The sequence below is a fragment of the Kitasatospora sp. NPDC056181 genome (assembly GCF_042266225.1).
GTDB lineage: Bacteria > Actinomycetota > Actinomycetes > Streptomycetales > Streptomycetaceae > Kitasatospora.
In genome coordinates this window covers 14,374-28,907 of sequence record NZ_JBHJUK010000117.1, presented here as the reverse complement: position 1 = coordinate 28,907, position 14,534 = coordinate 14,374, and the positions used below count along the sequence as shown (strand labels likewise).

The window sequence follows — 14,534 nt, the reverse complement described above, 5'->3', positions numbered from 1 at the left end:
CCGAAGCCCGTGGGCGACGCGGTGGACTACTCCCTCGCCAACGCCTGAGCGTCCGCCCCGATCTACGCCTCCGGTCGGCCGGCGCCCCGCGCCGGCCGACCTTCCGGCCGGACGCCCCCGCGGGCGCCCGGCCGGGTCCCACCCCCGGCCCGCCGCCGAACCCCCGCAACGTGAGAGAAGAAGATCCAGTGACCGCTGAAAACCGTACCGTGGTAGTCACGGGTATCGGCGCCTTCACGCCGCTGGGCGGCGACGCCGCCACGACCTGGGAGAACCTGGTCGCCGGGCACTCCGGCGTGGCCGCCCTCACCGAGGAGTGGGCCGCCGAGCTGCCCGTCCGGATCGCCGCGCGCACCGCGGTCGACCCGGGCGAGATCCTCCCCCGCCCGCTGGCCCGCCGACTGGACCGCTCGGCGCAGTTCGCGCTGATCGCGGCCCGCGAGGCCTGGGCCGACGCCGGCTACGAGACCCCGGCCACCGACGAGTCGTCCAAGCTCGCCCCCGAGCGCCTGGGCGCCGTGATCGCCTCCGGCATCGGCGGCGTGACCACCCTCCTCGACCAGTACGACGTGCTGAAGGAGAAGGGCGTCCGCAAGGTCTCCCCGCACACCGTCCCGATGCTGATGCCCAACTCCCCGGCGGCCAACGTCGGCCTGGAGGTCGGCGCCCGCGCGGGTGTGCACACCCCCGTCTCCGCCTGTGCCTCCGGCGCCGAGGCGATCGGCTACGCGATCGAGATGATCCGTACCGGCCGCGCCGACGTCGTGGTGGCCGGCGGCACCGAGGCCGCGATCCACCCGCTGCCGATCGCCGCGTTCGCCAACATGATGGCGATGTCCAAGAACAACGACGAGCCGCAGCGCGCCTCCCGCCCGTACGACAAGGGCCGCGACGGCTTCGTGCTCGGCGAGGGCGCGGGCGTGGTCGTGCTGGAGTCGGTCGAGCACGCCGAGGCGCGCGGCGCCCGGATCTACTGCGAGGCCGTGGGCCAGGGCCTGTCCTCGGACGCCCACCACATCGCCCAGCCCGAGCCGACCGGCGCCGGTGTGGCCCGTGCGCTGGCCGACCTGTTCGAGCGCAACGAGCTGGACAAGGCCGAGATCGTGCACGTCAACGCGCACGCCACGTCGACCCCGCAGGGTGACACGGCCGAGCTGAAGGCGCTGCGCAAGGAGCTCGGCGAGCACCTGGACCACATCGCCGTCTCGGCCACCAAGTCGATGACCGGCCACCTGCTGGGCGGCGCCGGCGGCATCGAGACCGTCGCCACCGTGCTGGCCCTGTACAAGCGGACCGCCCCGCCGACCATCAACGTCGAGGAGCTGGACGACGACGTGGACGCGGACATCGTCCGGGACGTGGCCCGTCCGCTGCCCGAGGGCCGGATCGCGGCGCTGAACAACTCGTTCGGCTTCGGCGGCCACAACGTGGTGCTGGCCTTCCGCACCGTCTGAACCGCCAGGACCGCCTGATCGCACACGCGAAGGGGCCGGCGCCCGCCACGGGCGCCGGCCCCTTCGCGTCGTCTCAGACCACCTGGTGCAGCCAGCGCACCGGGGCGCCCTCGCCCGCGTAGCGGAACGGCTCCAGCTCGTCGTCCCAGGGCTTGCCGAGCAGCCGGGAGATCTCGGCCTCCAGGTCCGCCCCCTCGCTGCGGGCGCGCAGCAGGACGGCGCGCAACCGGTCCTCGGGGATCAGGATGTCGCCGTGGATGCCCGTGACGGCGTGGAAGATGCCGAGCGCGGGCGTGCTGCTGTACCGCTCGCCCTCCGCGGTGGCGCAGGGCTCGCTGGTGACCTCGTACCGCATCAGCTGCCAGCCGCGCAGCGCGGAGGCGAGCTTCGAGGCCGTACCGGGCTCACCCTGCCAGGACAGCTCGGCCCGCCAGTGTCCGGGCGCGGCCGGCTGGCGGATCCAGTCCAGACTCACCCGTGCACCCAGCACCCCTGCGACGGCCCACTCGACGTGCGGGCACAGCGCGCGGGGCGCGGAGTGGACGTACAGGACTCCACGTGTCGTCACCGGGACCTCCAGGCTGTGGACGAGGGTCGCCTTCCCCAGCTGCCTCGCGTTCGTGCCTGTAGTTGATCCACAGTTACCCACGTTAGCCGACATTAAGCCACTAAATTGAGCAAAACGGACAGGCTTTCGCTCAATGCTAGTCGAATCCTGAACGAGGTCCACCCCTCGGTCGGATCTCTCCCCCGAACGGCCCCATCGCCAGGCGGGACCACCGTACCGCGCCGCCCCGCACCGTGGATGACGCACTTTCGGATCCGGCCGGAATCCGGTAGTGCGGCCGGTTCCCCTGCGCCCGGTACGCAAACCGCCCCGCGCGCACGGGGTGCGGCGGGGCGGCCTGGCGACAGGGAGTTGACCGGGCGTCAGCCGTCGAGGCGGACCACCATCTTGCCGGCGTTGCCGCCGCGCAGGAGGTCCAGGAAGGCGTCGGCGGTGTTCTCGAAACCGCCCACCACGGTCTCCTCGTTGCGCAGCCTGCCCTCCGCCAGCCAGCCGCCGACCTCGGCGACGAACTGCGGCTGCAGGGCGGCGTGGTCGCCCACCAGCATGCCCTCCAGGCGCAGCCGCTTGCCGATCGCCAGCGCCAGGTTGCGCGGGGCCGCCGGCGCGGTGGTCTCGTTGTACTGGGCGATCGCGCCGCAGAGCACCGCGCGGCCGTGCACGCCGAGCGCGCCGATCGCGGCCTCCAGGTGCTCGCCGCCGACGTTGTCGAAGTAGAGGTCGATGCCCTCGGGTGCGGCCTTGGCGAGCTGCTCGGCGACGGGGGCGTCCTTGTAGTTGAACGCGGCGTCGAAACCGTACTCGCCGGTCAGCCTGGCGACCTTCTCCGCCGAGCCGGCCGAGCCGACCACCAGAGAGGCGCCCTTGAGCCGGGCGATCTGGCCGACCATCGAGCCGACGGCGCCGGCCGCGCCGGAGACGAAGACCCGGTCGCCCTCCTTGAGGCCGCCGACCGCCAGCAGGCCGGCGTACGCCGTGAGGCCGGTCATGCCGAGCACGCCGAGGTAGGCGGAGAGCGGCACGGACGGGTCGACCTTCACCGCGCGCTTCGCCTCGACGGTGGCGTACTCGCGCCAGCCGAGCCCGTGCAGCACGGCGTCGCCCGGGGCGAAGCCCTCGGCGGCGGAGGCGACCACGTAGCCGACCGCGCCGCCGTCCATCGGCCGACCGAGCTCGAACGGCGGGACGTAGGACTTCACGTCGTTCATCCGGCCGCGCATGTACGGGTCGACCGAGAGGTAGGCGTTGCGGACCAGGATCTCGCCCGGGCCCGGGGTTCGGACCGGCGCCTCGACCAACGCGAAGTCGGTCGGGACGGGCCAGCCCTGGGGGCGCGCGGCGAGGTGCCATTCGCGGGCGGTGGCGGGCGCTTCCTGCTCGGCCATCGGGGTGCTCCTTGCTGCCTGAAAGGTTGACTTAATGAAGTAACGATGGACATGAAAGGTTCATGTTGTCAACTGTTCAGGTAGACTGTGGGTCATGGACACCCAGCCGACCCGATCCGGCGCGCCGCAGCCCGACGAGATCACCCGTGAGGTCGTCGACCTGATGGCCAACCTGGTCGCGCTCTTCCACCGCGAGTACGAGGAGGCCGCCGCCGCCCGCTCGCTCACCGGCGCCCAGGCCAAGGTCCTCGCCCTGCTGCGGCGCGGACCGATGCCGATGCGCCACATCGCCCAGACGCTCAGCTGCGAGCCGTCCAACATCACCGGCATCGTCGACCGCCTGGAGTCCCGCGGCTTCGTCACCCGGGAGGCCGACCGGCAGGACCGCCGGGTCAAGCTGGTCGCCGCCACCGACTCCGGCGCGGCCGCCTCCGAGGAGCTGCGCGAGTCGCTGAACTTCGCCCGCGAGCCGCTGGCCGCCCTCGGCCCCGACGAGCGGACGGTGCTGCGCGACCTGCTCCGCCGGATGCTCTCCGGCGCCTCCGGCCCCGGAGCGTGAGCAGCATCACGGTCCCGGCGGCCGATCCGGCGCAATTGGCAGGCATCCGGCTGTAACCGAACACTCCCCCGGAACGTCTAACGTTCGAGACTCGCACCGGCCTGCCCATGAGCCGGTGCGTGCAGGGAACGACACCAGAAGACGGAGGTCCCGGGGGGATGAGCAGCAGCTCGCGCCGGCGGCGCATCATACGGACCGCCGTGGGCCTCGCCGCCGTTCTCGTGCTGTCGGTGGCCGGCGCCGGCGCCTGGTTCTACCACCGGCTGGACAGCAACATCACCACCTTCGACGCGGGCGGCGTCGCCACCGAACGGCCGCCGGCCCCCGTCCCGGTCACCCCCGGCGCCCTGGTCCCGGTCAACGTCCTGGTCCTCGGCTCGGACACCCGGGACGACGGCAACGCGGACCTCGGCGGCGGCGATGAGGGCGTCGGCCACTCCGACACCGCGATCCTGCTGCACATATACGCCGACCACAAGCACGCCGTCGGCGTCTCCATACCCCGCGACACGCTGGTGACCATCCCGGCCTGCCGGCTGCCCGGCGGCGGCTGGACGTCCCCCAGGACCAACCAGATGTTCAACTCGGCCTTCACCGTGGGCGAGTTCCCCAAGGGGAACCCGGCCTGCACGCAGAACACCGTCGAGACGCTGACCGGCCTGCGGATCGACCACACCATCGTGGTCGACTTCAAGGGCGTCGCCGCGATGACCGAGGCCGTCAACGGCGTGGACGCCTGCGTCCCCAACGACGTGAACTCGCACAACATCCACCTCAAGAAGGGGATGCAGAAGCTCTCCGGGCAGCCCGCGGTGGACTACCTGCGGGCCCGCTACGGCTTCGGCGACAACTCCGACATCGGCCGGATGAAGCGCCAGCAGGCGTTCCTCTCCTCGATGATCAGGAAGGTCCAGGGCCAGGGTTTCTCGCTGCCGACCCTGCTCCCGCTGGCCGACGCGGCCACCCGCTCGCTCACCGTGGACGAGGGCCTGGGCACCGCGATGAAGCTGGTCGACTTCGCCCAGTCGCTCCAGCAGATCAAGCTGTCCGACATCACCTTCGTCACCACCCCCTGGCGCTACTCCGGCGACCGGGTCGCCCTGGTCCACCCGGACGTCGACACCCTCTGGAAGCTGCTGCGCGAGGACCGCACGCTGGACGGGCAGTCCACCGGCGCGGCGCCCGCATCCCCGTCCGCCGCCGCCTCCGCCTCCCCGTCCGCCACGACCGCCTCCGAGGCCTCGCCCACCGCGCTCTCGCCCGGCGAGGCGGCCGCGCCGATCACCGTCGTCAACGGCGTCGGCACCCCCGGGCTGGCCGGCAAGGGCGCCGAGGCCGTCCGTGCCAAGGGCTTCCAGAACGTCACCCTGGGCCCCACCAACGGCGGCCGGCTGCAGACCGAGATCGCGTACGACCCGGCGCTGAAGGCCCTCGCCGACCGGCTCGCGCCGCTCTTCCCGGGGGCACGGCCGGTCGAGGAGGCGGGCTCCGGGGGGATCACCGTCACCCTGGGCCGCGACTACCGCCCGACGGCCGGCACCGTGCTCGACTCCGTCGACATCCCGGGCGGGCCGGCGGCCGGCCCCACCACCACCGGCACGCCCACCCCGACCGGCGTACCCAGCGGCATCACCGAGAACAGCCGCGGGGCCGACACCGACCCCTGCGCCAACCTGACCTTCGGCTAGCCGGCGTCCGGCGGGTCCGGCAGACCGGTGACCACCGCGGTCAGCCGGGTGCCCGCCGGGAACGCCCCGGCCCCGGCCAGGTCGTACAGGGCGGCCAGCAGCTTGGCGACGTAGCGGCGCTCCAGGGCGATCCCGTGGCGCCGCTCGAAGCCCTCGGCGAAGGCCTCCAGCCCGGGCGGGACCCGGCCGTAGCCGCCGCCGTGGTGGTCGTGGTCGATCCGCCAGTTGCCGAACTCCCGCCCGTAGGCGGCCCGGTGCAGCCGGGCGACCTCGCCCTCCAGGTAGCCGGCGCCGCCGCGCAGCACCGCCACCCCCAGTGCCCGCGCGCCCGGCGGCAGGCCGGCCGCGATCCCGGCCAGGGTGCCGCCGGTGCCGACCGGGCAGCAGACCACGTCCCGCTCACCGAGGTCCGGCAGCTCCGCCGGGACGGCCGCCGCGCCGGTCGCCGCCAAGGCGTTGGAGCCACCCTCCGGCAGCACCGCGCAAGGGCCCCAGCGCCGTTGCAGGCCCGCCGCCACGTCCTCGTCCAGCTCGCAGCGCCCGGCCGTCCCCCGGTACTCGGAGCGGGACAGGAAGACCAGTTCCATCCCCGCCGCCTCGGCCGCCCGCAGCGACCAGTTGCGCGGTGCGTCGGCCAGCTCCTCGCCGCGGACCAGCCCGACGCTCTCCAGCCCGAGCGCGCCGGCCGCCACGGCGACCGCGCGCAGATGGGTGGAGTAGGCCCCGCCGAAGGTCAGCAGCCTGGTCCGCCCCTGCCGGACGGCCGCCTCCAGGTTGGGCCCGAGCTTGCGCCACTTGTTGCCCGGCACCGCCGGGTGCAGCAGGTCGTCGCGTTTGAGCCGCAGCCGCACCCCGGCCCACGCCAGCACCTCGTCGGTGCAGTCCACCAGCGGGGTCGGCAGCAGTGCGGGTTCGAGCATCGGGCCAGGATACGGAGGCGGGGCGGGGCACCACGGCGACGGGGGCGGGCCCGGGCGGCGGGTGGCGTCAACGAGCCCCGGGAGCGGCCCTATTCGGGTGATTCCCGGCCTGTCGGTACGGCCGCCGGGACCACCGGTCACTAGAGTGCGTGCAGATGACCACACCTGGTCAAGCCCGGTCGTCCGGGCGAAGGGTGGGGCGGGTGGGACTCGAACCCACGACCAAGGGATTATGAGTCCCCTGCTCTAACCGGCTGAGCTACCGCCCCGGTTCGCCGCGCGCACCGGTCGCCCGGCCGCGGCAGCAGCAGACGGCCCCGCGCGGCCGTCCCGGGCAGCATAGCCGGTCGATCACCCGTGGTGCGCGCCGGGGGCGCACATGGGTGCGCGCGGATGCACGCCTCCCCGCGCGGAGCAGCTCCGCTGGCGGGACCCCGGCGGCCCCCTGGAGCCTGGGCGGATGACGGTACGTGAGCTGGCGGCGGCCGGAGCCGCACTGGCGGTCCTCGCGGCGGCGGGCTGCACCACCGCGGCGGGCCCCGGCGGTGCCACCCCGACGGTGGGTTCGCACCCGGCCTCGGCCTCCGGCTCGGGCCCCGCCTCCACCGGCGGCCACGGCTGGAACCGGGAACGGCTGCGCGGCGCCCTCGGCCGGCAGACCGGCGTCACCCGCACCGCCAAGCCCACCGTGCTCAACGGCCTAATCGGCGCCGTCTTCACCCGCAACGCGGACGGCGACCACTTCTGCACCGCCAGCGTGGTCGACAGCGCCGGACTCAACCTGATCGTCACCGCCGCGCACTGCGTCTGGGACCCGCAGCTCGGCCAGCGCAGCGACCTGGTCTTCGTCCCCGGCTACCGGGACGGCGACACCCCGAGCGGGGTCTGGCCGCTGCTGGCGGTCACCGTCGACCAGGCCTGGAAGGACGACGGCGACCCGGACGTCGACGTCGCCTTCGCGGTGGTGCAGCCGCAGAACGGGCAACAGGTGCAGCAGGTGCTCGGCGCCAACCGGCTGGGGATCGACCGCGGCTACCGGCTCCCGGTGAAGGTCACCGGCTACCCCGGCACCAGCGAGGTCCCGATCACCTGCAGCAACACCACCACCGAGCAGAGCCCGACCCAGCTGAGGATCGACTGCCCGGACTACACCGGCGGCACCAGCGGCAGCCCCTGGGTGACCGACTTCGACCCGGACACCCGTACCGGCACCGTGGTCGGCGTGATCGGCGGCTACCAGGAGGGCGGCGACACCCCCGACACCTCGTACAGCAGCTACTTCGGGGACCGGGTCCAGGCGCTGTACGACCGCGCCACCGGCTGACCGGGCCCCGGACCGTCCCCGCACCACCCGGACGCCCCAAAGGGAAGGCGCCGGACGCCGGGGTTGGCGCCGCCGGGCGGGGACTGGTAGATCTTCCTCACGTACGGCGGTCCGCACGACCCGCAGGGGCCGCCCCGAGGACGAGACGGAGCCGCGATGGCCTCCCGCCCGGTACGGCTCCCGCGTGCGGCCCAGGCGGTCGCACTGGCGGCCCTGCTGCTCGCCGCCGGCACCGCGTGCGGCGGAGGGGACAACCTGCCCCCGACCGCCGCGGTCGCGCAGCAGAGCCCGGCGGGCGACCGGGTCGGCACCCTCTCGATCCACACCGCCGACGGCCCCCGGGCCTGCACGGCGAGCGTGGTGCACAGCCCGCGGCGCAATCTGCTGGTGACCGCCGCACACTGCGTGCAGAGCCGCCGGATCGGCCTGCTGGACGGCCTGGTGTTCACCCCCGGCTACCGCAACGGATACTCCCCCTACGGGAGTTGGCCGGTGCAGTCGGTCACCGTCGACCCACGCTGGTCGGCCGGCGACGACCCCGAGTACGACGTGGCGTTCGTCACCCTCCGTCCGGCGGACGGCCGGGAGGTCGAGGACGCGGTCGGCGGCAACCCGCTCGGCACCGGCCAGGGCTTCGGTCTCCCGGTCTCGGTGACCGGCTACCCCAACGCGAGCGGCGAGCCGATCACCTGCTCGGCCCGGACCAGGTCGCAGAGTCCCACCCAGGAACGTTTCGACTGCGGCGGCTACACCGACGGCACCAGCGGCAGCCCGTGGATCACCCCGACCGGCGCGGTGGTCGGCGTGATCGGCGGCTACCAGGAGGGCGGCGAGACCCCCGGCACCTCGTACAGCATCACCTTCGACGGCCGGGTCGCCGAGCTGTACCGCCAGGCCACGGCCTGAGGCCCGGCCGCACGGGCGGGACGCCCCGGACGTGCGGCACAACACGAAGGCCCCCCGGTCGACCGGGGGGCCTTCGCTCTGAGCAGACACCGGGCGGACCCGGTGAAGCTCCCGCATTTGGACTCGAACCAAAAACCTGCCGGTTAACAGCCGGCTGCTCTGCCAATTGAGCTATGCGGGATCGCGGTGACACACGCCACCACGGGCAGGCCGACCGCCCCCGGAGGGACCGCGACCTGAGCTCCCCCAATTGGACTCGAACCAATAACCTGCCGATTAACAGTCGGCTGCTCTGCCAATTGAGCTATGGGGGATCGGCTTCCGCTTCGGCCCCGGTTTCCCGGGCTCCTCGGCGCTCGCTGCGGGACATACATTAGCGCACTCGGGGGGGTGGTCCGCCAATCGCTTTCCCCGGCCCTCCCGGCGACCCCGCCCGGCGCGCCCCGCGCGCGCCCCGCGGAGCACCCGGGGATGCTGGGGGCGCGGACGGTTCGCCGCCCCGAAGGACGGGTAGGGCAATGCGGCAGACGCCGCCAGGAGAGGGTGGAATCCGATCATGTGGAAGCTGTCGTTGATCGTCGGACTCGCGGCCGGCTACGTCCTGGGCTCGCGGGCGGGGCGCCAGCGGTACGAGCAGATCGCCAAGGTCACCCGGCAGGTCGCCCAGAACCCCAAGGTGCAGACCGCCGCCGACAAGGCCAGGCAGCAGGCCGGCGCCGCCGCCGGGAAGGCGGCCGGAGCCGTCGCGGACAAGGTCGGGGACAAGCTGCCGAACTCGGTCACCGACCGGGTGCCGTACTTCAACCGGCCCCGGGTGGAGGACGACAGCTGGGGTACCTTCCGTCCGTGACCGGGCGGTGACGGCAGGGTGTCCGGGACGGCTCCGGAGCGGTACCGAAGGGGCAACACTTGCCCGGACGAACCGCGTCCGGACGCCCGCTGAGGCATGATCTCGACATGGCCATCGTCGCGGGGATAGACAGCTCGACCGGTCGCACCCGGATCGTCGCGTGCGACACCGGCACCGGCGCGGTGCTGCGGTCCGGCAAGGCGCCGCACCCCGCCCCCGAAGGCCAGGACACCCGGGCCGGCGAGGCCGACCCGCAGATCTGGCTGCACTCGCTCGGCGACGCGGCCGCCGGCGGCCTGCTGGAGGGCGTCCGGGCGATCGGCGTCAGCGCGCAGCAGCACGGCATGATCGGCCTGGACGCCGGGGGCGTGCTGGTACGGCCCGCGATCCTCTGGAACGACCCGCGCTCCAGCGGCGCCGCGGCCGCCCTGCTGGACGCGCTCGGCGGCGCGGCGGCCTGGACGGCCGCGATCGGCGCCGTCCCGGGCCCGACGTACACCATCGCCAAGCTGCGCTGGCTGGCCGAGTTCGAGCCGGCCAACGCCCGCCGGGTGGCCGAGGTTCTGCTGCCGCACGACTGGCTGGTCTGGCAGCTGCTGGGCCACCCCAAACGGCGCACCACCGACCGCGGCGACGCCTCCGGCACCGGCTACTGGTCGCCGATCACCGGCGAGTACCGGCAGGACCTGATCGAGCTGGCCCTCGGCCACGAGCTGAAGCTGCCGCACGTACTCGGCCCGGCCGAGCCCGCCGGGCACACCCCCGAGGGCCTGCTGATCTCGGCCGGCACCGGTGACAACATGGCCGCCGCCCTCGGCCTCGGCCTCGAACCCGGCGACGCGGCGGTCTCGCTCGGCAGCTCCGGGACGATCTTCGCCGTGCACGGGCAGGCCGTGGTGGACGCCACCGGGCTGGTCTCCTCGTTCGCCGACGCCACCGGCCGCCACCTGCCGATGGTCGCCACCCTGAACGCCGCCCAGGTGCTCCGCTCCACCGCCGCGCTGCTCGGCCGGGACCTGGAGGGCCTGAGCGAGCTCGCCCTGCAGTCCTCCCCCGGCGCCTACGGGATGGTGCTGCTGCCCTACCTGGACGGCGAGCGGACGCCCGCGCTGCCGCACGCGGCCGGCACGCTGACCGGGGTGCGGGCCGAGTCGATGACCCCGCAGCACCTGGCCCGGGCCGCCGTCGAGGGCATGCTCTGCAACCTCGCGGACGCGCTGGACGTGCTGCGCGCCCGGGGCGTCGAGGTGAAGCGGGTCTTCCTGCTGGGCGCGGCCGGGCGCCTGCCCGCCGTCCGGCAGATCGCGCCGCTGCTGTTCGGCGTACCCGTCGTGGTGCCGCCGCCCGGCGCCCACGCGGCCCGCGGCGCGGCCCGGCAAGCCGCCTGGGCGCTGGCGGGCACCCCCGAGCCGCCGCGGTGGGAGCTTCCGGAGACGGTCACCGTCACCCCGGACGCCGAACAGGACCTGCCGGTCGGCTCGGCGGTGCGCCAGCAGTACCGGGCCGCGCGCGAGCAGATCCACCCGGAGACGGCCGGGTGAGACGGTCCCTGGGACGGCCCGGTGGGACGTCCCGGTGGACGTCCTGTGCGGCGGTGAGAACGCGTCACCCCGCGCCCAGTGACAGCGTGGACTGCGTGGACTGCGAAGGGATCGCCGGAGCGGGGGTCGGCAGGACCTCATGGCGCTGCCCAGGGGCGCCGGCGACGACGGCCGGCTGACCGTCAGCCCGTTCGTCGGCACTGCCGAGCCGCAACGGCGCTGCGTGGCGGTCCTCGCCGGCCTCTGGCACGCCCCGGCCCCGGACAGCGCCGCCGGCTGCTCCACCACGGCTCCGGTGGGGCCTGCATGCCGGCCGGACTCGCCCTCGAACGCCGCTGGATGCACCGCAGCGCACCGGCCTCACCACTGACAGCGGCACGGCCCCCGGTACGCCCGGGATGCGCCCCGGATCCCCCGCTCCCCCGCGTCGGTCCTGGGGACCCGCGTCGTTCCGGGGAGGAAATGGTCGCGGCGGGGAGGGCTGCACGATGTGCCCTCCCCGCCGCGCGTCCCTGCGGTCCGGGGCAGCCTCCCCCCGCGAGGCTGCCCCGGCCGGTGGGGGATTCGGGACGTCAGGGAACCGGCCCGGAATCGGTGCCCGGACGAAGGATCAGGGCGCCGAAATCGGACCGGCCTGAGAACTCTGCACGACTGACGTGTGAATGTTCGAGTCGTCAGCGGGGGTGTGAGACACTTCCGTCCGTCTCAGCGCCATGACCTGGTGTTTGAGACGGCAGGCCGGTGAGGTTGGAGACGCGGGAGACGCCCCCAGGCCCCGGGCCGGTGCCCAACTCGGCCCCTGTTGGTCCCGCGTCCCCTGTTTCTGATGTTGGGAAGGCCTCATGGCATCCGCCTGGAAGCAACTGCCGGACGAGCTGTCCGGCCCCGCCCGACGCCTGACGGAGGAGCTCCGCGCCGTCAAGGACGCGACCGGACTCTCGCTGTCGGAGCTGGCGACCCGGACCCACTACAGCCGCGCCTCCTGGGAGCGCTGGCTCAACGGCAAACGGGTCGTCACCGAACAGGCGCTGGACGCGCTGATCGGGGCCGTGGAGTGCGACGGCCCCAGGCTGCGGGTGCTCTGGGCGGACGCGGTGGCGCCGGAGAACGTCCAGGAGCCGCGGGCCGGGGACGGCATGGAGCCCGGCATGGAGTCCGTGGAATCCGGCGTGGAGCCCGTGGAAGCCGGTGGGGAGTCCGGCGTGGAATCCGTGGAACCCGGTGGGGAGGCCATGCCGGAGGGCCCCACGGTCGTCCTCTCCGGGCCGGCGGCCGGGACGGCGGCCGGGACGGCGGCCGGGCCCGCGACGGAGGCCGCCGATCCTGCGGAGGACCTTGCCGTGGGCCCCGTCACCGGGGAGCCCTCCCCGGCGACGCCGTGGTGGCGCCGGCCGGTGGCGCTGGCGGCCGGCGCGATGGCGGCGGCGGTACTGCTGGTGCTGGCCGGGGTCCGGTACACCCACGGCGACAGGGAGGAGCCGGCCGCCGTCGCGCAGCCCGTCCCGACCTCGGCCACGAGCCCGGCCGCCAAGCCAGCCTCACCGGCCCCGCCGGCCTCCGCCTGCCAGGCGATGGGCTGCTCGCACAAGGACCCCAAGGCGACCGGCTGCGGGGCCGACGCCCGGACCCTGCAGACCAACAACATCGGCAAGGTGGTCATCTACCTCCGGTACAGCCAGAAGTGCCAGGCCGCCTGGGCCGCCATCACCGAGGGCGAGCCGGGCGACTCCTCCACCATCACCAGCAGCAGCGGCGAGACGGAGACGGCGCTGATCCACTGGGGGTACGACAACTACTCGCTGATGGTCAACGCGGGGGACCCGGCCGCGACCTTCCAGGTCTGCGGACAGCAGCCGGCCGGGGGCGCCTGCACGGTGAGCGCCTCCGACCTGGCACACCTGGTCGCCTCCACCCCGATCCCGATCGGCCCGGCCTCGCCGCCGGCCACGGCGAGCCCGACCGCCCCGGGCTCCACCACCCCGGGCTCCACCACCCCAAGCGTGGACGCCACCGCGAGCCCGGGTGGCGCCGGCCCGAGCGGCACGGCGCCCGTCAGCTCCTAGTTCATCGGCTCCCGGTCCGTCGGTTCCTAGTCCAGGTAGCCGCGGAGCTGCTCGGCGAAGGCGTGGTCGCGGAGCTTGACCAGGGTCTTGGACTCGATCTGGCGGATCCGTTCCCTGGTCACCCCGAACACCACCCCGATCTCCTCCAGGGTGCGGGGGCGGCCGTCGTCCAGGCCGTAACGGAGCTGGACGACCTGGCGCTCGCGTTCGCCGAGGGTGGCCAGCACCGCCTCCAGGTGCTGACGCAACAGCAGGAAGGTGGCGGACTCGGCGGGTGAGGCGGCGTCGGCGTCCTCGATCAGGTCTCCGAGCGCCACGTCGTCCTCCTCGCCGACCGGGGTGTGCAGCGAGATCGGCTCCTGGGCCAACCGGATCAGCTCGCGCACCCTCGCCTCGGTCAGCTCCAGTACGACGGCGATCTCCGCCGGGGTCGGTTCGGTCCCGCGCTGCTGGAGCAGCGCGCGCTGGACCCGGACCACGCGGTTGATCAGTTCGACCACGTGCACCGGCACCCGGATCGTCCGCGCCTGGTCCGCCAGCGCCCGGCTCATCGCCTGCCGGATCCACCAGGTGGCGTAGGTGGAGAACTTGTAGCCGCGGGCGTAGTCGAACTTCTCCACCGCCCGGATCAGGCCGAGGTTGCCCTCCTGGACCAGGTCCAGCAGGGTCAGCCCGCGGCCGATGTAGCGCTTGGCGACCGAGACCACCAACCGCAGGTTGGCCTCGATCAGCCGCCGTTTGGCGATCCGTCCGATCACCACCAGGGTGTCCAGCTCGCCGGCCAGCGGGTCGGCGGGCGGCGGCTCGCGGTTCAGCCGCTCCTCGGCGAAGAGGCCGGCCTCGATCCGGCGGGCCAGCTCCACCTCCTCGGCGGCGTTCAGCAGCCGGATCCGGCCGATCTCGCGCAGGTACTGGCGGAGCAGGTCCGCCGCGGGGCCGGTCGCGCCGGCCGGAGCCGGGTCGGCGTCGAGGTCGGGTTCGGCGTCCGGGTCCGAGTCGGCTCCGGCCGCGGTACCGGGCTCGGCGTCCGGGTCCGAGTCGGCTCCGGCAGGGGGTTCGGGCTCGGCTTCGGGTCCTGAGGGTTCAGGGCCCTCGGGGCCCTCGGGGTGGCCCTGCGCGGGCACCCGGGCACCGTCCGGCGGCGGAGCGCCGGCCCGGCCGTGGTCGTCGTGGGGGGCGAGCGGGTCGGTGGTCGGGCGGGTGGTCGCGGCAAGACCTTGGTCCACGGGCATCCCTCGGGGCGGGCGCGACTCTGGCGGACCCGCGCTTGTACGGA

12 protein-coding genes and 3 tRNA genes are annotated in these 14,534 nt (G+C 74.0%); 8 read left to right on the top strand and 7 right to left on the bottom strand.

Annotated elements, in window-relative coordinates:
- Positions 1 to 188: 188 nt before the first annotated feature.
- A complete protein-coding gene (gene fabF / locus ACFC1F_RS32625; protein WP_209413385.1) occupies positions 189 to 1,454 on the top strand; it encodes a beta-ketoacyl-ACP synthase II in 1,266 nt (421 codons plus the stop codon).
- Between the two features lie 73 nt (positions 1,455 to 1,527).
- Here the strand turns inward: fabF and ACFC1F_RS32620 are convergent, their stop codons facing one another.
- Positions 1,528 to 2,022: a DUF3145 domain-containing protein gene (locus tag ACFC1F_RS32620; RefSeq protein ID WP_148645265.1), complete on the bottom strand. Its 495-nt coding sequence runs from the start codon at positions 2,020 to 2,022 to the stop codon at positions 1,528 to 1,530.
- Between the two features lie 362 nt (positions 2,023 to 2,384).
- Positions 2,385 to 3,407, bottom strand: a complete 1,023-nt coding sequence (locus ACFC1F_RS32615; RefSeq protein WP_376163772.1) for an NADP-dependent oxidoreductase — start codon at positions 3,405 to 3,407, stop codon at positions 2,385 to 2,387.
- 94 nt (positions 3,408 to 3,501) lie between these two features.
- Between ACFC1F_RS32615 and ACFC1F_RS32610 the strand changes: the two genes are divergently transcribed.
- Positions 3,502 to 3,966: a MarR family winged helix-turn-helix transcriptional regulator gene (locus ACFC1F_RS32610; RefSeq protein WP_148645263.1), complete on the top strand. Its 465-nt coding sequence runs from the start codon at positions 3,502 to 3,504 to the stop codon at positions 3,964 to 3,966.
- A 158-nt stretch (positions 3,967 to 4,124) separates the two neighbouring features.
- Positions 4,125 to 5,654, top strand: coding sequence for an LCP family protein (locus tag ACFC1F_RS32605; protein ID WP_376163769.1), 1,530 nt, complete (start codon positions 4,125 to 4,127; stop codon positions 5,652 to 5,654).
- On the opposite strand, the gene ACFC1F_RS32600 is transcribed toward ACFC1F_RS32605, so the two are convergent.
- Both ACFC1F_RS32600 and ACFC1F_RS32595 read right to left on the bottom strand, forming a co-directional pair.
- Positions 5,651 to 6,574 carry a 1-aminocyclopropane-1-carboxylate deaminase/D-cysteine desulfhydrase gene (locus ACFC1F_RS32600; RefSeq protein WP_376163767.1) on the bottom strand — a complete coding sequence of 308 codons (924 nt, stop codon included), beginning with the start codon at positions 6,572 to 6,574 and terminating at the stop codon, positions 5,651 to 5,653. The genes ACFC1F_RS32605 and ACFC1F_RS32600 overlap by 4 nt on opposite strands.
- A gap of 195 nt (positions 6,575 to 6,769) precedes the next feature.
- A tRNA-Ile gene (locus ACFC1F_RS32595) sits at positions 6,770 to 6,843 on the bottom strand.
- Between the two features lie 191 nt (positions 6,844 to 7,034).
- Between ACFC1F_RS32595 and ACFC1F_RS32590 the strand changes: the two genes are divergently transcribed.
- Positions 7,035 to 7,898, top strand: coding sequence for a trypsin-like serine peptidase (locus ACFC1F_RS32590; protein ID WP_376163765.1), 864 nt, complete (start codon positions 7,035 to 7,037; stop codon positions 7,896 to 7,898).
- A gap of 156 nt (positions 7,899 to 8,054) precedes the next feature.
- Positions 8,055 to 8,804 carry a serine protease gene (locus tag ACFC1F_RS32585; RefSeq protein WP_209413380.1) on the top strand — a complete coding sequence of 250 codons (750 nt, stop codon included), beginning with the start codon at positions 8,055 to 8,057 and terminating at the stop codon, positions 8,802 to 8,804.
- A gap of 108 nt (positions 8,805 to 8,912) precedes the next feature.
- Here ACFC1F_RS32585 and ACFC1F_RS32580 read toward each other — a convergent pair.
- Positions 8,913 to 8,985: transfer RNA gene (locus tag ACFC1F_RS32580), tRNA-Asn, on the bottom strand.
- Positions 8,986 to 9,045: 60 nt separating this feature from the next.
- Positions 9,046 to 9,118: transfer RNA gene (locus ACFC1F_RS32575), tRNA-Asn, on the bottom strand.
- Between the two features lie 239 nt (positions 9,119 to 9,357).
- On the opposite strand from ACFC1F_RS32575, the gene ACFC1F_RS32570 reads away from it, so the two are divergent.
- The 3 genes from ACFC1F_RS32570 to ACFC1F_RS32560 all read left to right on the top strand — a co-directional run bounded on the left by ACFC1F_RS32570 (position 9,358) and on the right by ACFC1F_RS32560 (position 13,258).
- The gene (locus tag ACFC1F_RS32570; RefSeq protein WP_148645258.1) at positions 9,358 to 9,654 is read left to right on the top strand and encodes a hypothetical protein; all 297 of its coding nucleotides are present in this window, start codon (positions 9,358 to 9,360) and stop codon (positions 9,652 to 9,654) included.
- 107 nt (positions 9,655 to 9,761) lie between these two features.
- Positions 9,762 to 11,195, top strand: coding sequence for an FGGY family carbohydrate kinase (locus tag ACFC1F_RS32565; RefSeq protein WP_209413379.1), 1,434 nt, complete (start codon positions 9,762 to 9,764; stop codon positions 11,193 to 11,195).
- Between the two features lie 842 nt (positions 11,196 to 12,037).
- Positions 12,038 to 13,258, top strand: coding sequence for a DUF2690 domain-containing protein (locus ACFC1F_RS32560; RefSeq protein ID WP_376163763.1), 1,221 nt, complete (start codon positions 12,038 to 12,040; stop codon positions 13,256 to 13,258).
- 26 nt (positions 13,259 to 13,284) lie between these two features.
- On the opposite strand, the gene ACFC1F_RS32555 is transcribed toward ACFC1F_RS32560, so the two are convergent.
- Positions 13,285 to 14,490 (bottom strand): sigma-70 family RNA polymerase sigma factor, encoded by a 1,206-nt coding sequence (locus tag ACFC1F_RS32555; protein ID WP_376163761.1) that lies wholly within the window; start codon positions 14,488 to 14,490, stop codon positions 13,285 to 13,287.
- Positions 14,491 to 14,534 lie beyond the last annotated feature (44 nt).